Below are 25,774 nucleotides of genomic sequence, written 5' to 3' on the forward strand. Positions count from 1 at the left end.
GGATTCAACATGACTGGCAGTTACAGTCAGAGCCTGGTCGCCATCTCCCTGCTGGTGGCCATTCTTGCTTCGTACACGGCGCTGGACATGGCCGGCCGCCTGGCCACGGCCGAGGGCCGCGTGGCCCGCTGGTGGCTGGCCGGCGGCGCGGCGGCGATGGGCCTGGGTATCTGGTCGATGCATTTCATCGGCATGCTGGCCTTCGACCTGCCGATCCCGGTCGGCTACGACCTCGGCATCACCCTGTATTCGCTTGCAGTGTCGATCGGCGCTTCGGCCTATGCGCTGTGGCTGGTGTCACGACCCAGCCTGCCCTGGCGACGACTGCTGGCCGGCGCCGTGCTGATGGGCCTGGGCATTGCCACCATGCACTACCTCGGCATGGCCGCGATGCGCATGCAGCCGGGTATCGACTATCACCCGGGCTGGTTCGCCGCCTCCATTGCAGTAGCCATCGGTGCCGCCGGCGCGGCGCTGTGGATCGCCTTCCGCCTGCGTTCCGAGCAGCGCCACACCATGCGCCTGCGCGCACTGGCCTCGCTGGTGATGGGCCTGGCCATCGTCGGCATGCATTACACCGGCATGGCCGCCGCACGCTTCCCCGAAGGCAGCATCTGCGGCGCGGTCGGCAGCGGCGGCATCGACACGCGCTGGCTGGCAGTGCTGGTGATCGTCACCACCGTGGCCACGCTGGGCATCGCCCTGGTCGCCTCGCTGTTCGATCGGCAGATGCGCGTGCGTACCGGGTTGCTGGCCGATTCACTGGCACACGCCAACGACAAGCTGATCCAGGCCGCCCTGCATGACCCGCTGACCCAGCTGCCCAACCGCATGCTGCTGCAGGACCGCATCGAGCAGGCCATCGAAAAAGCGCGCCGCCGCGGCCGCGCAGTGGCGGTGATGTTCTGCGACCTGGACGGCTTCAAGGCGGTCAATGATGCCTATGGCCACCAGCTCGGCGACCGTCTGCTGGTGGCGGTGGCACAGCGCATCGGCGGCCTGCTGCGGCCGCAGGACACGTTCGCGCGCCTCGGCGGCGACGAGTTCGTGATAGTGCTGGCCATCGACACCCCGGACGATGCGGTGGTGGTGGCCGAACGCATCATCGCCGCTGCCGGCGAACCATTCACCCTGGATGCCGCCGAACTGCAGGTCAGCGCCAGTCTCGGCATCGCCCTGTACCCGGATGACGCCAGCAACGAGCGCGAACTGATGGCGCACGCCGATGCGGCGATGTACCACACCAAGGAAACCGGCCGGAACGGCTATACGTTCTTCACCCCGTCGATGCAGCTCAGTGCCAACCGCCAGCTGCGCCTGCTGCAGGACCTGCGCAAGGCGATCGCGCGTGACGAGCTGCTGCTGCACTACCAGCCGAAGTTCCCGGCCGCTGGCGCACCAGCTACCGGTGCCGAGGCCCTGCTGCGCTGGCAGCACCCGGAACTGGGCCTGCTGGCGCCGGATGTGTTCATTCCCATCGCCGAGCGCAGTGGCCTGATCCTGCCGATCGGCGACTGGGTACTGGACCGTGCCTGTGCACAGCTGCGTGCATGGCACGAGGCCGGGCATACCGGATGGTCGATGGCGGTGAACCTGTCGCCGCTGCAGTTCGCCTCGCCGGCGCTGCTGGACAGCGTGCGCGAGGCGCTGCAGCGGCACCGGATCGAGCCGGCGCGGTTGACCCTGGAGATCACCGAGACCACGGCGATGAAGGATGTCGACGCCAGCCTGGCGATCCTCAACGACCTGACCGCGATGGGCGTGCATATCGCCATCGACGATTTCGGCACCGGCTACTCCAGCCTGCTGTACCTGAAGCGGATGCCGGCCACCGAACTGAAGATCGACCGCGCGTTCGTGCATGACCTGGAACGCAACGACGAAGACGCCGCCATCGTGTCGTCGATCATTGCGCTGGGACGCACCCTGCAGCTGCAGGTGGTGGCCGAAGGCGTGGAGACGCAGGCGCAGCGCGAATACCTGAGCGAACTGGGCTGCGACCAGCTGCAGGGCTATCACCTGGGCCGGCCTATGGATGCCGAAGAGTTCCTGCGCCGGGTGGCGGGGTAGAGCCGGCCTCCGGCCGGCTTCCCGCGATTGCCGGCCAGCGGCCGGCACTACCCATATCCGCAGACAAACAAAAAGGCCGCCCGAAGGCGGCCTTTCTGCGTGGCAACGTCGCGAGGACGTCAGTGCATCATGTGCACGTTCATGTTGTGCATGACCCACAGGGTACCGACCACGATGATGCCGATCACCACCACGGTGAAGGCCGCAGCGTTGACGTTCCAGCGGCTTTCCGAAGAGCGGTCCAGGTGCAGGAAGAACACCAGGTGGACCAGCATCTGCAGCACCGCGGTGATCGCGATCACCACACCGTTGACGGTGCGCGAGAAGTCGCCCGACATCACCATCCAGAACGGGATGACGGTCAGCACCACCGCCAGCACGAAGCCGATCAGGTACGACTTCACGGTGCCATGGCTTTCGCCGCCGGTGCCGTGGTCGTGTGCATGGTTGTCATGTGCCATTACAGGGCTCCATTGAGGTAGACGACGGAGAACACGCCGATCCAGATCAGGTCCAGGAAGTGCCAGAACAGGCTCAGGCACGCCATGCGGGTCTTGTTGGTCGGGGTCAGGCCGTACTTCTTCAGCTGCACGAACATCACCAGCAGCCACAGCAGGCCGGCGCTGACGTGCAGGCCGTGGGTACCGACCAGGGCGAAGAACGCCGACAGGAAGGCACTGCGGTCCGGACCGTAGCCCTGATGGATCAGGTGCTGGAACTCCCACACTTCCATGCACATGAAGCCGAAGCCCAGCAGCCAGGTGATGCCCAGCCACAGGTACATCTGGCCCATCTGCTTGCGGTGCATGGCAATCATGCCCAGGCCGAAGGTCAGCGAGGAGGTCAGCAGCAGCGCGGTTTCCCATGCCACGAACGGCAGTTCGAACAGGTCCTTCGCGGTCGGGCCACCATCGGTACCGCCGGCCAGCACCACGTAGGTGGCGAACAGCGAGGCGAAGATGAGGCAGTCGCTCATCAGGTACACCCAGAAACCGAAGACGGTGTTGCCGCCGGTGTCGTGGTGCTCGTGGTCGTCATGGCCATGGGCCGCCGCTTGCGCGGCGTGCCCGTGGCTCAGGGTCGAGGTATTGGTGCTCATGCCTTCAGCTCCGACTTCACCAGGCCCTGGTTTTCCAGGTGCTTGCGGTGTTCGTTCTCGATGCGTTCCACCTCGGCGGCCGGGACCCAGTAGTCCACGTCCTGGTCGAAGGTGCGGTAGATGAACGTGGCGATCATGCCGACGAAGCCGACGATGGCCAGCCACCAGATGTGCCAGATCATCGCGAAGCCGAACACCAGGCTGAAGGCACCGATGACAACGCCCGTGCCGGTGTTGCGCGGCATGTGGATGTCGGTGTACTTGGCCGGCTTCGGCCAGGCTTCACCACGCTGCTTGCGCTCCCAGAAATCGTCCAGCTCGGTGACTTCCGGCAGGCTGCCGAAGTTGTAGAAGGCCGGCGGCGAAGAGGTTTCCCACTCCAGCGTACGGGCATCCCACGGGTCGCCGGTCAGGTCGGCGGTCTTCTTGCGGTCGCGGATCGACACGGCCACCTGGATGATCTGGCACAGGATGCCGGCACCCACGATGAAGGCACCTGCGGCAGCGACCAGCAGCAGCGGCTCGTAGGCCGGGTTGACGGTGCTCTGCAGACGACGGGTCATGCCCATGAAGCCCAGCACGTACATCGGCATGAAGGTCACGTAGAAGCCGATGAACCAGCACCAGAACGCGCACTTGCCCCAGAACTCATTGAGGCGGAAGCCGAACATCTTCGGCCACCAGTAGGTGATGCCGGCGAACATGCCGAACACCACGCCGCCGATGATGACGTTGTGGAAGTGGGCGATCAGGAACAGGCTGTTGTGCAGCACGAAGTCGATGGCCGGGATCGCCAGCATCACGCCGGTCATGCCGCCGATGGTGAAGGTGACCATGAAGCCGATGGTCCACAGCACGGGCGTGGTGAACTGCACGCGACCGCGGAACATGGTGAACAGCCAGTTGAAGATCTTCACGCCGGTCGGGATCGAGATGATCATCGTCGTGATGCCGAAGAAGGCATTGACGTTGGCACCCGAGCCCATGGTGAAGAAGTGGTGCAGCCACACGATGAACGACAGCACGCCGATGCAGGCGGTGGCGTAGACCATGCCCTTGTAGCCGAACAGCGCCTTGCGCGAGAAGGTCGCGATGACTTCGGAGAACACACCGAACGCCGGCAGGACCAGGATGTACACCTCCGGGTGACCCCAGATCCAGATCAGGTTGATGTACAGCATGGCGTTGCCGCCACCGTCATTGGTGAAGAAGTGCGTACCCAGGTAACGGTCCAGGGTCAGCAGCACCAGGGTGATGGTCAGCACCGGGAAGGCCGCAACGATCAGCACGTTGGTCACCAGGGCGGTCCAGGTGAACACCGGCATCTGCATCAGCTTCATGCTGGGGGTACGCATCTTCAGGATGGTGATGAAGAAGTTGATACCGCTCAGCGTGGTACCCAGGCCTGCGACCTGTAGACCCCAGATGTAGTAGTCCATGCCTACGCTTGGACTGTATTCGATGCCCGACAACGGCGGGAACGCCAGCCAGCCGGTGGCAGCGAACTCACCGATCCACAGCGACAGCATGATCAGCACCGCACCGGACACGAACAGCCAGAAGCTGAGCGAGTTGACGAACGGGAACGCGACGTCGCGCGCACCGATCTGCAGCGGCACGGCCAGGTTCATCAGGCCGGTGATCAGCGGCATCGCCACGAAGAAGATCATGATCACGCCGTGCGCGGTGAAGATCTGGTCGTAGTGGTGCGGCGGCAGGTAACCCTCGGACCCGCCGACGGCGAGCGCCTGCTGGGTACGCATCATGATGGCGTCGGAGAAACCGCGCAGCAGCATGACGAAGGCGACGATGAGGTACATCACGCCGATCTTCTTGTGATCCACCGAAGTGAACCACTCCTTCCACAGATAGCCCCACAGCTTGAACTTGGTGATCAGGGCCATGACGCCCAGGCCACCCAGCACCGCGCCGACCAGGGTGGTCAGCACGATCGGATCGTGGGGGATCGACTCAATTGAGAGTTTACCCAACATGTTCATTCTCCCGAGCCCGCATGGCCGGCGTGGCCTGCGTGTTCGTGTTCGTTGGCATCCAGGTTTTCACCCGATTCCTTGGAATCATGCGCGTCACTGGGGGCATGGCCCTCGTGCGCTTCATGGCTGGCGGCATCGGCAGCGGCGGCACCGGCGTGTTCGTGCTTCATGCCGTAATGCTTGTTGTCGCCCATGTGCTTGGCGATGACCCAGTCGAACAGGCCTTCTTCGGTCTTGCCGAAGTAGGTGACCGGATACCACTCGGCGTTGCGTGCTTCACCCAGCGCCTTGAACGAGGCCTTGTCCAGGGTCTGCTCGCCGGCGCGGACCTGGTCCAGCCACTGGCGGTATTCGGCATCGGTGACCGAGTAGGCGGTGAAGTGCATCTTGGCGAAGCCCGCGCCGCTGTAGTGCGAGGACATGCCCGGGAATTCACCGGTCTCGTTGGCGATCAGATGGAGCTTGGTCTCCATCGCAGCCATCGAGTAGATCATGCTGCCCAGGTGCGGGATGAAGAACGCATTCATCACCGAATCGGACGTGATCTTGAAGTTCAGCGGCGTGTTGACCGGGAACTTGATTTCGTTGACGACCGCCACCTTCTCTTCCGGATAGATGAACAGCCACTTCCAGTCCAGCGAGATCGCCTCGATGGTGACCGGCTTGACGTCCGATTCCAGCGGCTTGTACGGGTCCAGCGCGTGCGACGAACGCCAGGTCAGGACCGCCAGCACCAGCACGATCATGCAGGGAATGGACCACACCACCACCTCGATCGCCGTCGAGTGGGACCACTTCGGCTCGTAGCGGGCCTTGGTGTTGGAGGCGCGATACTTCCACGCGAAGGTCAGGGTCATGATGATGACCGGGATGACGACCAGCAGCATGAGCACGGTGGCCGTGATCAGCAGGGTCTTCTCATCCTGGCCGATCTGGCCCTTCGGACTGAGGATGGCCACCGCATCGCAGCCGGTGAGCATCACCAGCAACGACAGCAGCAGGCCCGGGCGCAACCAGCGCCCAAGGGTTTTCAACGGAATCATCGGTCGATCCAATTGCGAGGGAATGCCGTTCCCCGTCCTGCCTGTTCCGGCCAAAGCCGGTCCCACCGGTCCGGAAGACAGGCAGGGAGGTGGGGTCGAGTCAGCCTTTCAATTTTAGGCCGTCACCCACCATTTAAGAAAGGCATTGACAATGATCGAGCGCAGGAAAGGCCCGTTTCTGGCTGCGACACGTTGTCGCACCGCGCAACCGCGGCGGGCAGAACACCCGGGGGCGGCATCCTAGCATCGGGCGATGGCGGCTGCTCCGCCCGTGTTCGGCAAAGTCATCTGAACCTGTTCAGGCGTGCTGGCGGGTGCCCGGCGTGGGATGCTCGGCGCAGGAGGAAGGCCCGTGGACAAGTTCGACTTCAAGAAGCGCGATCGCGCGTTGTACCTGCCCCCGGCGGGCCGGTTCGTGACGGTAGACGTACCGCCCCTGCCCTACCTGATGGTCGACGGCCACGGTGATCCGAATACCGCCCCCGCCTACCTGCAGGCCGTGCAGTGGCTGTACGCGGTGAGCTATGCACTGAAGTTCGCACTGAAGGCCGGGGGCCAGGACTACGTGGTGCCACCGCTGGAAGCCCTGTGGACCGCCGAGGATCCGTCGAGCTTTGTCGCACGCCGCAAGGATGAGTGGAGGTGGACGGTGATGATCCGTACGCCGGACGGGATCAGTCCAGCGCAGTTGGAGGCTGCCATCGCCAAGTCGGCGAAGAAACTGGGCGAGGTCCCGGCCAGCCTTCGCCATGAAATTCTTGAAGAAGGCCTCTGCCTGCAGACCCTGCATGTAGGCGCCTACGATGACGAGGGTCCGGCCCTCGCCCATCTGCACAACGAACTGATGCCTTCGCTGGGCTACGCCTTCGCCGGCCCCCATCACGAGATCTACCTGAGCGATCCGCGCAGGATCGACGCGGCGCGGTTGAAGACCGTGCTGCGGCAGCCGGTGCGCGCGCTTGAGCCTGATAAGGGTTCGCGCTCATGACACAAGGCCAGTGATTGCTTCAAATGCCAAAACAAAAAGCCCCAACCAAGGCCGGGGCTTTTCATTACAACTGGTGCCGGAAACAGGAGTCGAACCTGCGACCTACGCATTACGAATGCGCCGCTCTACCAACTGAGCTATTCCGGCGGAGCCCGCGATTTTACGGGCTGGGCGACCCGGCGGTCAATCCATCCGGCTCAGCCCACCTCTACCCGGTTGGCGCACACCCGCCCGGCCACGAAATCCTGCAGGTTCCCCAGCGTGATCGCCGAGATCTCCTGCAGCGCCTCCACGGTGAAGAAGCCCTGGTGGCCGGTCACCAGCACATTCGGGAAGGTCATCAGGCGCTGGAAGGCCTCGTCGTCGATGATCTCGCCAGACAGGTCCTGGAAGAACAGCGCGCTTTCCTGCTCGTACACGTCGATGGCCAGATGACCCAGCCGGCGTGACTTCAGCGCGCAGATCACCGCATGGGTATCGACCAGCCCGCCACGCGAGGTGTTGACCAGCATCGCGCCCGGCTTCATCCGGGCCAGTGATGCATCATTGATCAGGTGATGAGTCTCAGGCGTCAGCGGGCAATGCAGCGACACGATGTCGGCACGCGCCAGCAGTTCATCCAGCCCGACCATTTCGCCGATACCGCCGAACGCGGGTGACGGATAAGGATCGTGCCCCAGCACGGTGCAGCCCATGCCGTTGAAGATGCGCGCGGTGGCCAGCCCGATCTTGCCGGTACCCACAATGCCAACCGTGCGGCCATGCAAGGTGCGTCCGAGCAGGCCATCGAGCATGAAGTTGCCCTCGCGCACGCGGTTGTAGGCGCGATGAGTCTGCCGGTTGAGGGTCATCACCAGCGCCAACGCATGCTCGGCCACCGCCTCCGGGGAATAGGCCGGTACGCGTGCGACGAACAGATCCAGCGCTTTCGCGGCTGCCAGGTCCACATTGTTGAAGCCGGCACAGCGCAGCAGTACGGCCCGCACGCCCATCGCATGCAGGGCGTGCAGCACCGGCGCATCCAGGCGGTCGTTGACGAACACGCATACGGCTGCGCAATCCTGCGCCAGCGCGGCCGTGTGCACGTCCAGCGCCACATCGAAGTACACGAACGCAAAGCCGTCCCCAGCCGCATCGCGCTGGTTCGCCTCATCAAGGAAACGACGGTCGTAGGGACGGGCACTGAAGACGGCGATCTGCATGGACGGGCCTGGGTGGAATGGCATACCGACCATACCGCAGCAGCACCCGCGTTGGGATGGCACCGGCGATGCCGTCATCGCCGGTGCCGGGTGCCACTTAGAACTTGTAGCCCAGGCCCAGCATCACGCCGTTCTGGATCTGCCCGTCGCGGCGCTCACCCACGTAATCGGCCATGATCGACAGCCGCTCGCTGGCACGGCTGGTCACACCCAGGTTCCAGGCCAGCACCTGCTCGCCCACCGCCTGGCTGCTGGCGCCGAACACCAGATCCGGTGCCGCGGCGAAGCCGGTGCTGTAGCGGGCCTGCGAATCGCCCAGTTCCTTCTGCCAGACCACCCGGGCGCGCGGGGTGATGCGCTCGCCGTTGTTGCCTTCAAAGGTCTTGAACAGCTGCAGACCCGCACCCACGCGGATGCTCTCCAGGCTGCCGCTGCGGCCAACCAGCGCACCGGCGCCCTGCCCTTCGTTGAAGCGGGTAGCCGAGGTGCGCGCGTAGTCCACCACCGGCAGCAACGGCTGGATCACCAGGCCCTTGGCGGTGGTGAAGGAGAACGCATGTTCCACCCGTGCGGAGATCGCATCGTTGCTGTACTTGGCGCGCAGTGGCTGCTGCAGGCCATCAATGCCGTTGATGCTGCGACGCGTATCGTGGCGCAGATCGGTGTAGCGCACGGCCGCCGACAGATAGCCGCGCGCGTACGTCGCATCGAGGTAGCCGCCCACGTCCAGCGCACGCACGTCACCGGTGAAACCAGAGCCATCGCTGGCCTTGGTCGACATGTCCGCCGCGGCCACGCTGACGCCCAGGGTCACGCGGTCATCGGCCACGCGGGTATCGGCACCGACCACGATGCCACCGATGGTGTGGCTCAGGCCGGCCACGCCACCGTCAGCATCGATGCGACCATGGCTGGCGAAACCACGTGCCCAGATGCCGTGGCTGCGTCCAGCGTCACCGCTGCCCGCAACGCTGTCCGACGCCGGCTCGACCAGGTGCATCGCCAGCTGGTTGAACAGGCTGCCATGGCGCATGCCCGGCTGGGAGGAGACCGACTGCGCCACCTGCGAGGCCAGGCCATCGGCATCACCGCCGCTGCGCATGGCCGACTGGTGCTGCTGCACGACGTTGCCGATACTGCCCACCAGCGCGGTGTCGGCCAGTCGCAGGCTGGCGTGCGCATCACCGCGCAGGGCACCGGCCTGTTGTGCGATCACATCGCGGTCGGCGAACTGCAGTGCGCCCAGCAGCGATCTCAGTCCCTTGTCCTGGCGATCGGAGGCGGTCGCCAGCGCGCGGCCCAGGCCGTCGCCGGACGTACCGTTGGCAAACAGGCCCAGCTGGTCGAAGCCCGGGTTGGCGGTCAGCCACAGGCCATCGGCCGTCTGCTTCACGTTGAAGCTGAGCAGTGAATTGTGGCGCGGGCGGAACACTTCACCGGCAGTGATGCTGGCACTGTATCCGGCGTCCCCCAGCCGCACGACATCCTGGAAGCCCCCCTGGTAGATCGGCCCTTCCACCAGATCGCGGCGGTAGGCACCGGCATAGAAGCCCTGGGCCACATTCAACGCAAGGTGTGCGCCCTGCGCGATCACCAGCGCGCCCTCCTCGGTGCCGCCGTCGTAGAAGCTGCCGACGCGCAGGCGGCCACTGCCGGTACCACCGGCTTCGGTAACATCAAACAGCACCTGGCCGCCGGGCATGATGTTGACGTAGCCGTGGGTCACCAGATCCCCACCGCGCGGCATCAGCGTGCCGAACACGCGCAGGCGGTTGAAGCCATCTTCGCGGTAGGACGGGCCGGTGCCATCCAGCAGCGCATCGCTGTCGGTGCCGACCGATGCGATATCACCGTGGCCAACCACGATGCTGCCCGGCATCACCCGCAGCTCGGGGGTGCGCAGCGCACCACCCTCCAGTGCGATGGTGCCGTTGTCCACCAGAATGAAATCGGCGCCGGTGGTTTCAGCAGTGCGCCAGGTGGCGCCATTGCTGACACGGATCACGCCGGCGGAGTTGGCCAGGGTCGAGGCATCCAGATCGGCCAGCCGCAGCTGGCCGCGCAGTTCATCCTGGAGGTCGGGGTCGGCGAGCAGCTGCTGCAACGACTGCGCGCCGATACCGTTCGCCCCCCGCGTGGAGAAGTTGTACAGGCTCACCGCATAGTTGATGTAGGTGCTGGCCCAGTCGGTATTCCAGCGCGCGAAATCGTCGTCGACGAAGGCCTGCAGCTGGCGCGCGGTGCGCAGGTAGCCCGGGTTGATGTCGCCGCTGACGTTGCTGGTGACACGAAGGGTGTCACCCGGATCGCGATAGCCCGCCGTGTTGATGATGCTGTTGCTGCGGATGTCCTGGCCCGGGAATGACTCCAGCTTGCTCCCACTGCCATCCGGATCGAAGGTAACCGACGTACCCGTGGTACGCGCCGGGTCGCGGAATACCAGCAGGCCATTGGGCTGCACCACTTCATACATGGCCTTGTGCAACAGGCCCGCATCCATGCCACCGCCGTAGTTGCCTGTGTAGATCTGGGTCATGCGCGGCGACGGCGCATAGGTGATCCTGCCACCACTGCTGGCGGCATGGATCTGCACCGAGTCGACCAGCGGCAGATCGCCGCCGAGGTAACGGTTGACGCCACCGGACTGCATGATCGAGCAGGACGAAATGCAGTGGCCGGACACGATGGTGTCCAGGCCCTGGGTACGGATCACCGCCTGCAGCCACTCGCCGGCGATCAGCGCGCCACCGTTGGACGTTCGCAGCACGACTTCGCGGATCGGACGGCCTTCAGCCTGCGCCTTGGCCAGCAGTGCGGGCAGCGCCACCACATCGGCGACGGTGACGCCGCCGCTGAGGAAGACGCGATCGTCCTGCACGTGATAACTCATTGCCATGACGTCATCAGCTGCCGCGATGGCGCCAACGCCCATCAGCCCGGCCAGGGCCAGGCTCAACTTCGAATACTTCATGCGTTCTCTCTCTCCACCCGCAACACGCGGGTAGAACGATCAACGCCGCAGCGGGGCGATCTCCCCCAGTGGAACGGATCCTGAAAAATGAATACATTCACAATGAGAATCCGATCGATGCACACTCTTCCCCATCCGGTCATCGTCGCGTAAAACTCGATGACGCATTCGCCACCGACAGTCGAGGCCAGCCCTGTCCACCCCGTCTCCCCTGATCCATCGCGCGCCGGAGCCGCCTGCACCTGCGGATGCCTTCATCGCGTTCGTACGCGAAGAGCGCGCACCGCTGTGCGCGTTCCTGCGCACGCGGGGGGTCGGGCCTGAGGATGCGGAGGATATCGCGCAGGACTGCATGGAGCGGCTGATCCGCTATCGCGCACAGGGCCCGGACGAACTGCGCCTGCTGCTGTATCGTATCGCCCGCAACCGCCTGGCAGACCGCGGCCGCTCGCCGCAGTCGCGGCCGCATCTGCCGCTGGCCGAACACGATGGCAGCGACGAACCGTCCAGTTCCTCGCCCGATCCATTGCGCCAGGCCGAGTCAGGGCAGATGCTGTCCCTGCTGCGGCAGGCCCTGTTCAAGCTGCCCGAACGCGCACGCGAGGTCTATCTGCTCAACCGCATCACCGGCATGAGCTACACCCAGATCGCGCGGCATTGTGGAATTACTGCCAAGACCGTGGAAAAACATATCGCCCGGGCCCTGCAGGGCCTGCGTCAGGAGTTGGGATCGGATCCGCTGCACAACGACAGGGACGGCCAATGAGTGGCACCCCGCACAGGGATGATGCACAGCTGTTTGAACGCGCCAGCGCCTGGGTAGCCCGCCTGGAAGCCCCGGACTGCACATCGGCCGAACGCGAAACGTTCGAGGACTGGCTGGCCGAAGATCCGGCCCACGTCAAAGCCTGGGTGCAGGCCGAAACCCTGTTCCAGCAGGGTGCGGAGCTTGCGGCTGACCCCTGGCTGCGCACCGCCGCGGCACGGGCGGCGCGTCCGCCGCGCCGGCGCTGGTTGCCGGGCATGGCCGCTGCCGCCGGTGTCTGCATGGCGATCGGCATCGGCTGGATGGTTGCCGTCGACGGCAACCCGACGCCACAGGTCTACGCCAATGATTCGCACCAGGCACAGCAGCAGACGCTGGCCGATGGCAGCGTCGCCATGCTGGATGCCGGCACCACCCTCCGCGCCCGCTTCGGCTGGCGTCATCGTGATCTGGTGCTGGAGCGGGGTCGGCTGCAACTGCAGGTCGCTCCGTCGAACAAGGCGCTGCAGCTGCACGCCGGCGACAGTACGATCCGCGACATCGGCACGACCTTCCAGGTGGAACGCCTGCGCGACGGCCTGGTCGAGGTCGCACTGCTGGAAGGTGCCGTGGAAGTCAGCAACGGCGCAGCGCAGCACACGCTGGCACCCGGCCAACAGCTGCAGGTATTGCCCTCCGGCCGTATCCAGCCGGGCCCTGCCCTCTCGTCCAACGCAGCCGCTGAAGGCTGGCTGCGTGGGCAACTGGTGTTCGATGCCACGCCACTGTCGATCGTGGTCGAGCGCATGAACCGTTATGGCCGCACGCCACTGGTGATCGTCGATCCGGAGATCACCGACCTGGCTGTAAGCGGCACCTTCCGCGCCGGTGATGCACAGGAGCTGCTGTCGGCGCTGGAACTGGGTTGGTCCGTGGCTGGCCAGACGCGTCCGGATGGCGCGCTGGAACTGCGCCGCACCTACTGAGGAGACCGGCAGTGAAGGCAGGTCCGGGTGCGCTGCAGTGGGGGCTGCTCCGCGCCCTGCTATGCCTTGCACTGGGTGTTGCCGCACTACCGATGGCCGATTCCGGCGAGCCCGCCGGCACGCTGGAGATCGACGTGGGCGCCGGCCCACTGGTGCCGGCACTGCAGCAATGGGCCCGGCAGAGTGGCACCGCCCTGCTGTTCGACGCACGTGAACTGGATGATCTGCGCACCGGCGGCAGCCGTGACCAACGCGATACCGGGGCCTCCCTGAAGCAGCTGGTCGCCGGCCTGCCGGTGAACATCCTGCGCACTTCATCCGGTGCCTTTGTCGTGCGGCGCGTCCATCCCGAGCCCCCTGCCACGCCGCCGAAAGCGGTCGCAGTCCCGCGCCTGCCGCGCCCGGCTCCCAAGTCCGCCGACACGCCACACCAGGTGGAACTGGCGCCCATCCATGTCACCGGCAGCCGGCTGCCGCGCTCTTCGGTGCAGACCACACTGCCGGTCACCACCATCGATCGCGACGATATCCTGCGCAGCGGCTACGGCAATCTGTTCGACCTGCTGCGGCACCTGCCCGGCATGAACGGCCATCCGGCCATGAGCACCTCGCGCGGCGGCGATTCGCAGTACCTGCCGGTGGGCGCAGCGGCCACCACCAGTCTCGACGGCATGGGCCCGCGGGCGACGCTGTTCCTGGTCAACGGCCGGCGCCTGCCGCGCTATCCGATGGTGTCGCTGGAACAGGGTGGGCTCACCGACCTCGGCGGCATTCCGCTGAGCTTCGTCGACCGCATCGAACTGGTACGCGGTGGTGCCTCGGCCATCTATGGGGCCGACGCCATGTCCGGCGTGGTCAACATCATCCTGCGCGACCAGGCCGATGGGCCCGAAGCCATGCTGCAGACCGGGCTCAGCAGCCGCGGCGATGCGGGCCAGTACCGCCTGCAGGCCGCCACGGGCGGCGCGCGTGGCAACGGGGACCGCTGGTTTGCCGGACTCGATCTGCACCGTGTCGAACATGTCGCCGGTGACCAGCGTGACTGGCACGCGGAAACCTCGCTGTATCCGATCGGCGCGATCTTCGGCAACTGGTACGTGCCCGCCCGGCGCTGCGAGCCGCCCCTGAAGCGGCGCGAGGATGGCTGCTGGTTTGACAGCGCGCGGCCGCGGTCGCTGCAGCCCGCCTCGGATACCGCGTCGGCCTTCCTGCACTACCGGCATGAACGTGGTGAGGGACGCTATGCCTATGTCGAGGCGCGGGCCAGTCACAACCGCCAGCGCTTCGATCTGGGCCCGACCGCCGTTGCGGTGGTCTCGCGCGGAATCACCTTCAACAGTGTGCTGCGTGAGGCCGGCAACGTGCGCCCCAGCGTCCGCGCCACCGATGCCGACCTTACCTTCGGCATCGGCCGCGACCAGGGCCGGCGCAGCTGGGAGGCGGGCATCAGCGCGCAGCGCAGCGACGTGACCTTGTCCACTGCAGGCACCGTGCGCACGACACGCCTGCTTGAAGCAACGCAGGCGCGCAGGTTCACTCCCGGTTTCGACGCGCCGCCGGCGGCCGAGGCGGACACGCTGTTTCCGTCCATCCGCAACCGCGGCAGCACCGCACAATGGCAGGGCTGGTGGGGCGTGCAGCGTGAGCTGATGGCAATGCCCGGCGGCAATGCGCAGCTGGCCACCGGCATCGACCTGCGCCATGAACGCTGGACCTCGCGCCCGGACGCACTGCTGAGCCAGGGCGACCTTGCGCTGGGCCTGCCACAGCAGCGACGCCGCCTGTCGCGACAAAGCAGTGGCGTCTACGCCGAGCTGGGCCTGCCGCTGGCCCCCACGCTGCGCGCGGACCTGGCTGCACGCTGGGACCGCGACGGCGGCTTCATGGCGTTCTCGCCTCGTGCCGGGCTGCGCTGGAGCCCGACGCCGCACTGGTCGTTCCTGCTGGCCAGCGGGCGCGGCTATCGTGCACCGAGCCTGTTCGAGCAACGGCGGCCTCCCGGCTACTTCGGCTCGATCACGCTTCCGGTGTCCAGTGCCCTTCCGGAATGTGCGATCACCACGCGTGGTGGCGGCTGCAGCGTCACGGCCAACGTGGTTGAGAACGATGCACTGAAGGCCGAACGATCACGCAGCCATTCGCTGGCAGCCACGTGGACGCCCGACGACACGTTCTCGCTGTCGCTGACCCACAACATCGTGGAACTGCGCAACGAGATCCTCGCCCTGCAGCCGAGCGATGCGGTGTGGAACCGCAGCACGTGGGAACTGGATGAAGACGGCCACCTGGGCAGCCTGCGCCTGTCGTTCGACAACATCGGCCGCACCACCTCCCGCAACTGGGTGCTGCGTGGCGAGTACCGCATCGACAGCGGCAGCAACGGCCAATGGTTGTTTTCGCTCGATGCGCTGAAGCAGCAGGAACTGCTTCGCCGCCGTGACCATGAGGCCGCCGTGGACCTGCGTGGCCATGTGACACCCGAGCTGGCTGCGGTGTTGAACGTGCAATGGCAGAACAGCAACTGGGACATCGCGCTGCGCGGCAACCAGATCGGGCGCACGCGTGCCTGGCTGCCGGGGGCGGAGTGCCCGCAGAAGCAGGTCGACCGGAACCACTGCATGAACCCACGGCAGCTGCGCTGGAACCTGCACCTCGCACGCCGGCTGGGGCCGCGCATCGTTGCAGCGCTGGACGTGCACAACGTGCTGGACACGCAACCGGTGAACTATCTGGTCGGCAATGGCGGGCAGATGCCCGGGCTGGACGATCCGCTCGGCCGCTACTACCTGCTTACCCTGCAGTTCCGCTGAAGCGTAGTAATCTACGCGCCCTGTTCCACCGCGGTCCCCTTCCCCCATGAAAGCCTATCTCTGGTTCTGGGGCGCGTTCCTGCTGTTCTTCGCGTTGCCTTTTCCCTGCATTCTCTATTTCGGCACTTCGTGGCCGGTAGCGCTGGTCGACCGCAGCGCACCGTGGCTGGCACTGTTGCTGCTCGCACTGTCGATGGTCCTGTGGCTGATGCTGCTGTTCGCCTTCCTGCACTACCTGTTGCTGGGGCCGCCACGCGCACTGCACCGGGTGCAGTCGATCCTGGCCGACGGTGAACCGCGCAGTGCGCTGATCGAGCAGGCCGAACAGACCGGCGTGCAGGTACGTGGGTTCGCGCAATGGAAACTGCAGTTGTCCTTCAAGAACCTGTCCGGTACGCCGGTCCGCGAACAGATGCTGGTGGTCGACAGCAAACCCCAGCTGCATCGCTTCGAGGTGGGCAGGCACATCGATGCGCGCCTGGGCCGGACACCCGGAGCATTCCCCAACATCGTGCTGGACGGTGCCCAGCCCGAACTGAATGTCGCCAGCCTGTGGCGGCGCGGCATCGGTGCAGCACTCGGCATCGCCATCGTTGCCGCTGCCTATGTGTGGGCCTACCAGCTGCAGAGCGAGGGGCTGGGCTGGACCTTCCTGTCGTTCGGTCACCCGCTGCTGGTGTGCCCGCTGGTGCTGTGTGGCTATGCGCTGGGCCTGCGCCTGCTCGGCCGCCTGCTGCACGCCGATGCCCGCGGCGATGCGCTGAAGTATCGCGGCATCGGCGTGGAGGCCAGGGTGTTGAAGGTGCGTCAGACCGGCACCTACCTCAACGAACAGCCGCAGGTGGAGTTCCAGCTGGAATACATCGACCGCGAAGGCAACGTGCAGCAGGCTCGCGTGCGCCGCTTCATCCCGCTGATTGAACTGGCCAACATCCCGCGCGAGCATGTGACGCTGCTGTACGACCCGGATGACCGCAGCAACGTGCGCCTGGAGGGAGTATGAAACAGCCGCCCTCAACCCGCACAGTGTTCCTGGTACTGCTGCTGGTTCTGGCGGGCGTGGCCGTTGCCGGAGGCGCCCTGCAGACCATCAGCGAAACGCTGGGGCATTCGGTACAGCCGGACTGGTTGCCCGCGTCCGTCTCGTCCCAGTCGCCGCGCGAGCAATCCGCATCGCTTGTGCCGTCCCCGGCGCCCTTCCCCGCCGCGAGCACCGCTGGAGCGCCCGAGCGCAACAACCGCCTGTTCGGTGCGGACTACCTGCTGGCTGCCCGTCAGGCACTGGAGCAGATGCCAGCGCTGGCCGGCCAGCGGCTGACGGTCTTCCACAGCATCCACTTCTACGACGATGGCCGCATCAACCTCGATCTGGTCGATCCGCAACAGCCGGGCCACGTCGACAGCTATCACTTTGAACGTGGCCAATGGCGCAAGGGCAATCCGGTGAACCCGCAGCAGTTTGCGCCGACCATCAGCCTGCAGCGCAGCAGCACATCCCTGGCCAGCATCGATTTCGAAGCTGTTCCGCGCGTGGCGCAGGCGCTGCAGGAACAGCGCAATGCGCTGCAGAACCCCGCATCTGAAGTCGGCCACGTCTACGTGATCGTGCGCAAAGCCGGCAAGCTGGTATGGCTGCCGGACGAAGTCGCCGGTGACCGCGAATCCGTGCGCCTGCAGTTCGATGCGCAGGGCGCCCTGCGCGGCGTGAGCCGCCGGTAGGCCACACAAAAAAGGGGACGGAGGGGATTAAGTCGTATGTGCCTTGGTGCGGTTTGCGACTTGATCCCCTCCGTCCCCTTTTTCTATTTCACCGAGCGCGCGATGGCGTACTGCGCGGCGTAGTACGTGGACAGCACCAGCAGGCTGGCCAGCGGCAGGCCGCCGGCGAAGCGCTCCCAGGCCAGCAGTGAATCGCTGGCGACGAACAGCAACGCACCGGCAGCGGCCCAACGGGCACTGGCGGCCTCCATGGCGTCAGGCTGCGGGCGGCGCCACTGCCGTGCCAGCGCCAGCACCGCCATCGATGCCAGCACCACCACGTACGCCAGCACCGGAATACGCATCGGTGCGGGCAGGTGTGGCCACAGGCCCAGCACGTTGAGCACGGCAAACGCACCGAGCAGGACGCTGGCGCCGACCAGCCCACGCCCGGCACGCAGGCCTCCGCGGAAGGCGATGATGTAGCAGACATGCGCTAGCAGGAATGCGACCAGCCCCGGTACGAACGCATCCATTGGCAACATCAGCGCGATGTCACCCACGCACGAGAGCAGCATGCCGGCCAGCACCGCGCGGCGGTAGAACGGCTGCACCGGATCATGCACGCGCCAGACGATGGCAGCGATCAGCAGCGTGGTGGCCGGCTTGGCCAGCCAGTGCAGCCAACGCCCATCGCCGTGCAGGAATGCGCCCACGATGGCGAGGATCGCCATCAACAGGATCACGCCATCGCGGGCGCGCGGCTTCATCGCGCCTTCCACAGATCCGCCAGGCGGTCAGGCTTGCCGGCGATGCGCTCCAGCACCGGGTACTGCAGGCCACCGTGGTAGGCGATGCTCATCGTTTCGATGCGATCGAACTGCTTCACCAGCAACACGATCGGCGCCTTGTCCTTTGCTGCGGCGGCGACTGCATCCTTCAAGCGCTGGCTGCTGTATTCACGGCCGCCAACCGCGATCACCTTCATGCCCGGTGCAAGACCGGCGTTGAACGCCGGACTGTCCCAGATCACGTCACCGACCGTGCCGTTGTCGAGCACGGTCGCACCCAGTGAGTACGCCAGCAACGCGGCCTTGGCGCGCTTTTCCTGCGCCTTGTAGGCGTCGTTCGGGGTATCGCGGTAAACCAGCTTCCAGCCCGCCAGTTCCAGGCCACCGGTCAACGAACCATGGCCATCCAGGCGCCCGCGCAGGAACGTCGCCCAGTCGTACGGCGCGATACCGTTCAAGGTCGCGACCACATCATCGAAGGTGTACGGATTGACGTCCCAATTGCCATTGCCGACGCCGAAGAACGCACGCGCGAAGTCGTCCAGGCTGCGGCGATTGCCGCTCAGTTCGCGCAGCTTGCCCTCCACTTCCAGCCACAGCATCTGGCCGCCGGAGTAGTAGTCCTCGCTCATCTGGTAGTTGCGGTAGGGCAACGTGCGGCGCTGGGCGATGGTCGGGTCGTTCGTGGTGTCCTGCAGCGGCCGCCAGGCCAGGCCCGGGCGACCACGGTCATAGGTTGCGGCCACGTTGGCCAGCATGTCGCGCGCCTGTGTGGTCGACCACAGGCCCGAACGCGCCGCCAGCACCTGGCCCCAGAACTGGGTCTGGCCCTCATACACCCACAGCAGGCTGTCGCCCATCGGCACGTTGAAGTTGGCGGTGGCCAGATCGGCGCCGCGACGGTACTTCCCGTTCCACGAATGGGTGTACTCATGTGGCAGCAGGTCGCGCATCCACGCGTTGCTGTCCCACTCTGTGAAGTAGCCTGGATCGGCACTGTTCTCGCTGGAGCGGTGATGCTCCAGGCCGATGCCGCCAAGGCGGTCGGTCAACGCCAGCAGGAATTCATAGTGGTTGTAGTGGCGCGCGCCATAGAGTTTGTCGGCCTGCTGCACCAGCGCGCGGTGCATCGTGATCTGTGCCTCGCTCGGCTTCAACGACTTGGCCTCGTCGGCGAACACATTGAGGTGCACCGGCACCTTCGCACCCGGGTCGAGATCGATGCGCTGGTAGTGCTCGCCGGCGAACAACGGCGAATCAACCAGATGGTCATACGAGATCGGCTTGAACACCACGGTGTCACCGTCGCGTCGCGCGGTTTCCAGCGCAGTGGCGAACGACCAGCCCTTGGGCAGGGTCACGCTGGCCTGCGCCTGCAGGTTGCGCGCATCGACGCCGGCCGGATACAGCGAATTGGCGTTCCACTGCAGGTTGAGCATTTCCGGGGTCATCACCACCCGGCCCTGGCTGCCGCCCTGCGAGGACAGGAAATCGAAGTGGGCGACGATCTCGCTCACGCCCTCGGGCACGTTCACCTTGAACGCATAGACGTTGAACTGGTCGCGCTGCCAGGCCAGCGGCTTGCCGTTGGCGGTCACGCGCAGGCCGGCCAGTTTGTCGATCGGGCCGGTGGGCGAATGGTTGCCGGGAATCCACTGCGGGTACAGCAGGGTCATCGGGCCGGGTTTGGCCGGCACCGTGGCGGTCACCTTGAAGATGCGCCGGGCAAGGTCACGTGCATCCACATCGATGCGCAGCAGGCCGGGAGCCGCCGCGTCCGCCGGCGGCGAGGTCTGCGCCAGTGCAGGCGTGGCGGCCAGCGCGAACAGCACGGACATCACCAGGGCTCGGGTCTTCATCGGGCAGGTTCCAACAACGGAGAATCTTCCGATGCTAGGCCTGTGCGATGCAGGGCCCCATGGCCAAAGGTCATGGGCGCGCGCCCATCTGTGCATGCCCAGAAGCGTGCGAACCAAGGTTCGCACCCACCTTGTGCTGGTTTGCACCCACCAGAGCAGTTTCAGTAGATCCACGCCATGCGAGGATGAGGCGCTTCGCGGTCAGTCGACCAGGCGCAGGCGCAGTTCCTTCGGCAGCGCGAACACCATCGATTCCGGTTCGCCGTCCAGCTCGCCCACGCCGCTGGCGCCCAGCTCGGCCAGACGCGCCAGCACGCCATCAACCAGCACCTGCGGCGCCGAGGCACCTGCGGTCACGCCGATGTGCTGCTTGCCAACCACCCACTGCGGGTCGATCTCGTGCGCGCCGTCGATCAGGTACGACTCCACACCCTCACGACGGGCCAGCTCGCTCAAGCGGTTGGAGTTGGAACTGTTCGGCGAGCCGACCACCAGCACCAGGTCGCAGCGCTTGGCCAGATCGCGCACGGCGTCCTGGCGGTTCTGCGTGGCGTAGCAGATGTCGTCGTTCTTCGGGCCCTGCATTGCCGGGAAGCGCTCACGCAATGCATCGATGATGCCGCGCGTATCGTCCACCGACAGCGTGGTCTGGGTGGTATAGGCGAAGTTTTCCGGCTGGTTGATGTGCAGCGTGGCAACCTGCTCGACATCCTCGACCAGATAGATCTGGCCGGTGCCGGCTTCGCGGTTCCACTGGCCCATGGTGCCCTCCACTTCCGGGTGACCGGCGTGGCCGATCAGCACCACGTCACGGCCGGCACGGCAGTGGCGGGCCACTTCGAAGTGGACCTTGGTCACCAGCGGACAGGTGGCGTCGAACACCTTCAGGCCACGACGCTCGGCCTCCTGGCGCACGGCCTGGGACACGCCATGCGCGCTGAAAATGACCGTGTTGTTGTCCGGCACTTCATCGAGTTCCTCGACGAAGATTGCACCGCGCTGCTTCAGGTCGTCGACCACGAAGCGGTTGTGCACCACTTCATGGCGGACATAGATGGGCGCGCCCAGCGTTTCGATCGCGCGCTTGACGATCTCGATCGCACGATCGACGCCGGCACAGAATCCACGCGGGTTGGCGAGCAGCACATCCATCAGTTCAGTCTCCCGGCAGCGGCCGGCTTACGGTTTCGGATTGGCATTATCCGCCTTTTTGGCGGACTTGCCGTCGAACAGGCCAAACAGGGCGATGCCGATGGCACCCACCACGATGGCCGAATCGGCGATGTTGAACGAGGGCCAGGTGTAGCTGCCCACGTACCACTGGATGAAGTCGACCACGTGGCCGTGCACCTGGCGGTCGATCACGTTGCCGATGGCGCCGCCGATGATCAGCGCGTACGGCACCGCGGCCTTCCAGTTGCCGCGGGCAGTGCTACGCAGCCACCAGGCCATCAGGCCGCTGATGACGATCGCCAGCACGGTGAAGAAGTGTTTCTGCCAGCCACCGGCGTCGCTCAGGAAACTGAACGCGGCACCGGTGTTGTAGGTGCGGTACCAGTTCCAGAAGCCGTCGATGACCACCACTGGCTGGAACTCCGGCAGGCTCGACAACACCCAGGCCTTGGACCACTGGTCCAGGCCGATGATGGCGGCCGACAGCAGCAGCCAGACCAGGGCGTTCGGATGCGGACGGGGCGCGGCCATCAGAACCAGCTCCGCACTTCACCGGCGCCGGTGATGTTGCTCACGCAGCGGCCGCACAGTTCCGGGTGGTCGGCGTTGCTGCCGACGTCGGCGCGGTGGTGCCAGCAGCGCACGCACTTGGCCTTGGTGGTCGGCTGGGCGCTGACGAACACCTCGTCGGTGGTCGCCGGGCGCACCTGCACGTCGCCACTGATGAACAGGAAACGCAGTTCATCGGCCAGCGGCTGCCACTTCGCGGCCTGCTCTTCGCTGGCGGCGATGGTGATTTCCGCTTCCAGCGCGGCACCGATCGCGCCGTTGGCACGCATCGGCTCGAGCACCTTGGCCACCTGCTCGCGCACGGCCAGCAGCTGGTCGAAGTCGGCGGCGTTGAGCTGGGCATCGGCCGGCAGCGGCGCCAGGCCGTCGTACCAGGTGGTGAACAGCACATGGCCGGCATGCTCGCCCGGCAGATAGCCCCACAGCTCGTCAGCGGTGAAGGTCAGGATCGGCGCCACCCAGCGGGTGAACGCTTCGGCGATGTGGTACATCGCGCTCTGTGCCGAACGGCGACCGTGCGAATCGGTCGGCATCGTGTACAGGCGGTCCTTGGTCACGTCCAGGTACAGCGAGCCCAGGTCCACGCTGCAGAAGTTCAGCAGCAGCTGCACGATCTCGGCCATGTTGTAGCCGTCGTAGGCCGCCTTGATCTTCTCCTGCAGCTCCCACGCGCGATGCACGATCCAGCGGTCCAGCGCGACCATCTGGTCGAGCGGCTGCAGGTGCTGGGCCGGATCGAAACCGTCCAGGTTGCCGAGCAGGAAGCGTGCGGTGTTGCGCAGGCGACGGTAGGCGTCGGCGTTGCGCTTGAGGATCTCCTGCGACAGCGACATCTCGTTGCTGTAGTCGGCCGAGGCGATCCACAGGCGCAGGATGTCCGCGCCCAGCTTGTTCATGATGTCCTGCGGCTCGATGCCGTTGCCCAGCGACTTGGACATCTTGCGGCCGTGCTCGTCCACGGTGAAGCCGTGGGTCAGGCACTGCTTGTACGGCGCGCGCTTGTCGATCGCCACGCCGGTCAGCAGCGAGGACTGGAACCAGCCGCGGTGCTGGTCGGAACCTTCCAGGTACAGGTCGGCCGGCTTGCCGAAGCCACGCGCCGCAAGCACGCCTTCATGGGTCACGCCCGAGTCGAACCAGACGTCGAGGATGTCGGTGACCTTCTCGTAGTCGGCCGCTTCGGCGCCCAGCAGTTCAGCAGCATCCAGCGAATACCACACGTCGATGCCCTCGGCTTCGACGCGGTCGGCGACCTGCTGCATCAGCTCCACCGAACGCGGGTGGATCTCGCCGGTCTGGCGATGGGTGAACAGTGCGATCGGCACGCCCCAGGTGCGCTGGCGCGAGATGGTCCAGTCCGGACGACCGTCGACCATGCTCTGGATGCGCGCCTTGCCCCAGGTCGGGAACCAGCCGACGGTATCGATGGCGGCCAGCGCATCGTTGCGCAGGTTGGCCTTGTCCATCGAGATGAACCACTGCGGGGTGGCGCGGAACACCACCGGCGTCTTGTGGCGCCAGCAGTGCGGGTAGCTGTGGCGGATCGGGTGGAAGGCCAGCAGCGAACCGTTGTCGCGCAGCACGCCGACGATGGCCTCCTGCGCCTTCCACAGGTGCTGGCCGGCCAGCACCGCGTCACCGGCCGGCGGGGTCGATTCCAGGTACACGCCACGACCGTCGATCGGGGTCACCTGGCCGGCGTTGTACTTGTCCAGCAGGCCGTACTTCTGGCTGACCACGAAGTCTTCCTGGCCGTGGCCGGGGGCGGTGTGCACCGCACCGGTACCGTCCTCGTCGGAGACGTGCTCGCCGTTGAGCACCAGGATCTCGCGCTCCGGGTAGAACGGGTGCGCCAGCAGCTGGTTCTCCAGCGCGGCACCGGTGGTTTCACCGTGCAGCACCACGTTTTCGACGCCATAGCGCTGCAGCGCGCGCTCGGCCAGGGCCGCGGCCAGCACCAGCCAACGGCGCTTGCCGTTGTGCGCCGGGCCTTCGGCCAGCACGTAGTTGATCTCCGCGCCCAGCGACACCGCCAGCGAAGCCGGCAGCGTCCACGGGGTGGTGGTCCAGATCGGCACGGCCACTTCCACGTCAGCCGGCACGCTCACGCCGAACGCCTGGCCGATGGCCTGCGCATCGCGCGCGGCGTAGGCGACGTCGATCGCCGGCGATTCCTTTTCCTGGTACTCGATCTCGGCTTCGGCCAGCGCCGAGCCACAGTCGAAGCACCAGTACACCGGCTTGGCGCCACGCACCAGGTGGCCATTGGCCACGACCTTGGCCAGCGCACGGATCTCGTTGGCTTCGAAGTCGAAGCTCAGGGTCTTGTACGGGTTGTCCCAGTCGCCGGTCACGCCCAGGCGCTTGAAGTCCACGCGCTGGATGTTGATCTGCTCTTCGGCGAACTCGCGGCACTTCTGGCGGAATTCGACGGCGTCGAGCTTGGTGCCGACCTTGCCCCACTTCTTCTCGACGGCGATTTCGATCGGCAGGCCATGGCAGTCCCAGCCCGGCACGTAGGGCGCATCGAAGCCGGCCAGGTAGCGCGACTTGACGATGATGTCCTTCAGGATCTTGTTGACCGCGTGGCCGAGGTGGATGCGGCCGTTGGCGTACGGCGGGCCGTCGTGCAGCACGAACAGCGGGCGGCCGGCGGCGTTGTCGCGCAGCTGCTGGTAGAGCCCCTGCTCTTCCCACCGCGCCAGAATGCCCGGCTCGCGCTTGGGCAGGTCGCCGCGCATCGGGAATTCGGTGGCTGGCAGGTTCAGGGTGGTCTTGTAGTCCTGGCTCACGCAGTGGCTCGCAATCTATGTTCGGAAAGGATGGCGCGCGCCTGTTCGGCATCGCGGTGCATCTGGTCGGTCAGCGCCGCCAGATCATTGAATTTCTCTTCGTCGCGCAGCTTGGCGACGAACTCTACGTCGATGTGGCGCCCGTACAGGTCGCCCTGGAAATCAAACAGGTGCGCTTCCAGCAGCGGCTCCACGCCGTCCACCGTCGGCCGCGTGCCGAAGCTGGACACCGACGGCCACGGCTGGTCGAACACGCCGTGCACCCAGGTCGCGTAGATGCCCGACAGCGCCGGGGTCTTCGGGAACCGCAGGTTGGCGGTGGGGAAGCCCAGCGTGCGGCCGAGCTGGCGCCCGCGCACCACCCGCCCGCTGATCGCGTAGGGACGGCCGAGCAGATCGCCGGCACGGGCGAAATCGCCGTCCTGCAGCAGCTGGCGGATGCGGGTGCTGGAGATGCGCTCGCCGTGCAGATCCACCGCTTCGATCTCGCCGGCGCTGAAGCCGAGCTCGGCGCCGAGCTGCTGCAGCAGGGCCAGGTCGCCGCGGCGGCGGTTGCCGAAGCAGAACTCCGGCCCGATCCAGACCTCACGCGCACTCAGGCGATTGACCAGCAACTGGCGCACGAAGGTCTCGGCCGGCATCGCCGCCATCGCCGCGTCGAAACGCAGCAGGCCGATCGCATCGACACCCAGCTCGCGCAGGATCTCGACCTTGCTGCGCGCCAGGGTCAGCCGCGGCGGCGGCGTGCCCTGGGCGAAGAATTCACGCGGCAACGGCTCGAACGCCACGGCCACGGCGGCCACGCCCAAGGCGCGCGCGCGGGCAACCGCATGGCGCACCAGCGCACGATGGCCCAGATGGAGGCCGTCGAATGCGCCGATACAGACCACGCTTCCGTTGGGGAACAGCTCCCCGCCCTCGACGCTTCTGAACAGCCTGCTCATCAACTCTCGTTCCGGCCCGACCGGGGCCGCCGCTTCAAT

General features: G+C 66.0%; 19 protein-coding genes and 1 tRNA gene. 7 read left to right on the plus strand and 13 right to left on the minus strand.

The genetic code is table 11. The annotated features are described in order from the left end of the window. The first annotated feature begins 9 nt into the window (after positions 1 to 9). Entirely contained in the window at positions 10 to 2,070 is a 2,061-nt protein-coding gene (locus QRO95_RS12840) for a bifunctional diguanylate cyclase/phosphodiesterase (RefSeq protein ID WP_285302744.1), read from the plus strand. A 119-nt stretch (positions 2,071 to 2,189) separates the two neighbouring features. Here the strand turns inward: QRO95_RS12840 and cyoD are convergent, their stop codons facing one another. From cyoD to cyoA, 4 genes are read right to left on the minus strand one after another with little or no spacing between them, the layout of a single operon-like run. Continuing rightward, positions 2,190 to 2,531 carry a cytochrome o ubiquinol oxidase subunit IV gene (cyoD, locus tag QRO95_RS12845; protein WP_005408584.1) on the minus strand — a complete coding sequence of 114 codons (342 nt, stop codon included), beginning with the start codon at positions 2,529 to 2,531 and terminating at the stop codon, positions 2,190 to 2,192. Further along, complete coding sequence (cyoC, locus tag QRO95_RS12850; protein ID WP_012510428.1) at positions 2,531 to 3,169, minus strand: cytochrome o ubiquinol oxidase subunit III; 639 nt, start codon at positions 3,167 to 3,169, stop codon at positions 2,531 to 2,533. Before cyoC ends, cyoD begins: the two co-directional genes overlap by 1 nt. Beyond that, positions 3,166 to 5,163 (minus strand): cytochrome o ubiquinol oxidase subunit I, encoded by a 1,998-nt coding sequence (gene cyoB, locus QRO95_RS12855; RefSeq protein WP_049462341.1) that lies wholly within the window; start codon positions 5,161 to 5,163, stop codon positions 3,166 to 3,168. The genes cyoC and cyoB overlap by 4 nt, the downstream gene beginning before the upstream one ends. Before the next feature lie 2 nt (positions 5,164 to 5,165). Beyond that, entirely contained in the window at positions 5,166 to 6,206 is a 1,041-nt protein-coding gene (gene cyoA / locus QRO95_RS12860) for a ubiquinol oxidase subunit II (RefSeq protein WP_049424459.1), read from the minus strand. A 352-nt stretch (positions 6,207 to 6,558) separates the two neighbouring features. On the opposite strand from cyoA, the gene QRO95_RS12865 reads away from it, so the two are divergent. Next, positions 6,559 to 7,194 carry a GyrI-like domain-containing protein gene (locus QRO95_RS12865; protein WP_285302730.1) on the plus strand — a complete coding sequence of 212 codons (636 nt, stop codon included), beginning with the start codon at positions 6,559 to 6,561 and terminating at the stop codon, positions 7,192 to 7,194. A gap of 71 nt (positions 7,195 to 7,265) precedes the next feature. On the opposite strand, the gene QRO95_RS12870 is transcribed toward QRO95_RS12865, so the two are convergent. The 3 genes from QRO95_RS12870 to QRO95_RS12880 form a co-directional block, all read right to left on the minus strand. Then, positions 7,266 to 7,341, minus strand: a tRNA-Thr gene (locus QRO95_RS12870). Positions 7,342 to 7,391: 50 nt separating this feature from the next. Continuing rightward, positions 7,392 to 8,396 carry a 2-hydroxyacid dehydrogenase gene (locus QRO95_RS12875; RefSeq protein ID WP_285302731.1) on the minus strand — a complete coding sequence of 335 codons (1,005 nt, stop codon included), beginning with the start codon at positions 8,394 to 8,396 and terminating at the stop codon, positions 7,392 to 7,394. Between the two features lie 97 nt (positions 8,397 to 8,493). Beyond that, the gene (locus tag QRO95_RS12880) at positions 8,494 to 11,367 is read right to left on the minus strand and encodes an autotransporter domain-containing protein (protein WP_121503909.1); all 2,874 of its coding nucleotides are present in this window, start codon (positions 11,365 to 11,367) and stop codon (positions 8,494 to 8,496) included. Positions 11,368 to 11,623: 256 nt separating this feature from the next. Between QRO95_RS12880 and QRO95_RS12885 the strand changes: the two genes are divergently transcribed. Genes QRO95_RS12885 through QRO95_RS12905 form a run of 5 tightly spaced genes read left to right on the plus strand, consistent with a single transcriptional unit; the run spans position 11,624 to position 17,627 of the window. Continuing rightward, positions 11,624 to 12,133 carry an RNA polymerase sigma factor gene (locus tag QRO95_RS12885; RefSeq protein ID WP_029379863.1) on the plus strand — a complete coding sequence of 170 codons (510 nt, stop codon included), beginning with the start codon at positions 11,624 to 11,626 and terminating at the stop codon, positions 12,131 to 12,133. Further along, positions 12,130 to 13,098: a FecR domain-containing protein gene (locus QRO95_RS12890; protein WP_285302732.1), complete on the plus strand. Its 969-nt coding sequence runs from the start codon at positions 12,130 to 12,132 to the stop codon at positions 13,096 to 13,098. The genes QRO95_RS12885 and QRO95_RS12890 overlap by 4 nt, the downstream gene beginning before the upstream one ends. An 11-nt stretch (positions 13,099 to 13,109) precedes the next feature. Next, on the plus strand, positions 13,110 to 15,908 hold the full coding sequence (locus QRO95_RS12895) for a TonB-dependent siderophore receptor (protein WP_285302733.1): 2,799 nt from the start codon (positions 13,110 to 13,112) through the stop codon (positions 15,906 to 15,908). Positions 15,909 to 15,954: 46 nt separating this feature from the next. Beyond that, the gene (locus QRO95_RS12900; RefSeq protein WP_032127575.1) at positions 15,955 to 16,911 is read left to right on the plus strand and encodes a hypothetical protein; all 957 of its coding nucleotides are present in this window, start codon (positions 15,955 to 15,957) and stop codon (positions 16,909 to 16,911) included. After that, the gene (locus QRO95_RS12905; RefSeq protein WP_285302734.1) at positions 16,908 to 17,627 is read left to right on the plus strand and encodes a hypothetical protein; all 720 of its coding nucleotides are present in this window, start codon (positions 16,908 to 16,910) and stop codon (positions 17,625 to 17,627) included. The genes QRO95_RS12900 and QRO95_RS12905 overlap by 4 nt, the downstream gene beginning before the upstream one ends. Positions 17,628 to 17,710: 83 nt before the next feature. Here the strand turns inward: QRO95_RS12905 and QRO95_RS12910 are convergent, their stop codons facing one another. From QRO95_RS12910 to QRO95_RS12935, 6 genes are all read right to left on the minus strand, one after another. Beyond that, positions 17,711 to 18,376, minus strand: a complete 666-nt coding sequence (locus QRO95_RS12910) for a lysoplasmalogenase (RefSeq protein ID WP_285302735.1) — start codon at positions 18,374 to 18,376, stop codon at positions 17,711 to 17,713. After that, positions 18,373 to 20,256 carry a M61 family metallopeptidase gene (locus QRO95_RS12915; protein ID WP_285302736.1) on the minus strand — a complete coding sequence of 628 codons (1,884 nt, stop codon included), beginning with the start codon at positions 20,254 to 20,256 and terminating at the stop codon, positions 18,373 to 18,375. The genes QRO95_RS12910 and QRO95_RS12915 overlap by 4 nt, the downstream gene beginning before the upstream one ends. A 201-nt stretch (positions 20,257 to 20,457) precedes the next feature. Then, positions 20,458 to 21,408, minus strand: coding sequence for a 4-hydroxy-3-methylbut-2-enyl diphosphate reductase (ispH, locus tag QRO95_RS12920; RefSeq protein ID WP_049424359.1), 951 nt, complete (start codon positions 21,406 to 21,408; stop codon positions 20,458 to 20,460). A gap of 27 nt (positions 21,409 to 21,435) precedes the next feature. Further along, on the minus strand, positions 21,436 to 21,960 hold the full coding sequence (lspA, locus tag QRO95_RS12925) for a signal peptidase II (RefSeq protein WP_049424357.1): 525 nt from the start codon (positions 21,958 to 21,960) through the stop codon (positions 21,436 to 21,438). Beyond that, a complete protein-coding gene (gene ileS, locus QRO95_RS12930; RefSeq protein WP_121503914.1) occupies positions 21,960 to 24,791 on the minus strand; it encodes an isoleucine--tRNA ligase in 2,832 nt (943 codons plus the stop codon). The genes lspA and ileS overlap by 1 nt, the downstream gene beginning before the upstream one ends. Next, complete coding sequence (locus tag QRO95_RS12935; RefSeq protein WP_032127582.1) at positions 24,788 to 25,735, minus strand: bifunctional riboflavin kinase/FAD synthetase; 948 nt, start codon at positions 25,733 to 25,735, stop codon at positions 24,788 to 24,790. The genes ileS and QRO95_RS12935 overlap by 4 nt, the downstream gene beginning before the upstream one ends. Positions 25,736 to 25,774 lie beyond the last annotated feature (39 nt).

Source organism: Stenotrophomonas maltophilia group sp. Smal13 (assembly GCF_030236855.1).
Taxonomy (GTDB): domain Bacteria; phylum Pseudomonadota; class Gammaproteobacteria; order Xanthomonadales; family Xanthomonadaceae; genus Stenotrophomonas; species Stenotrophomonas maltophilia_A.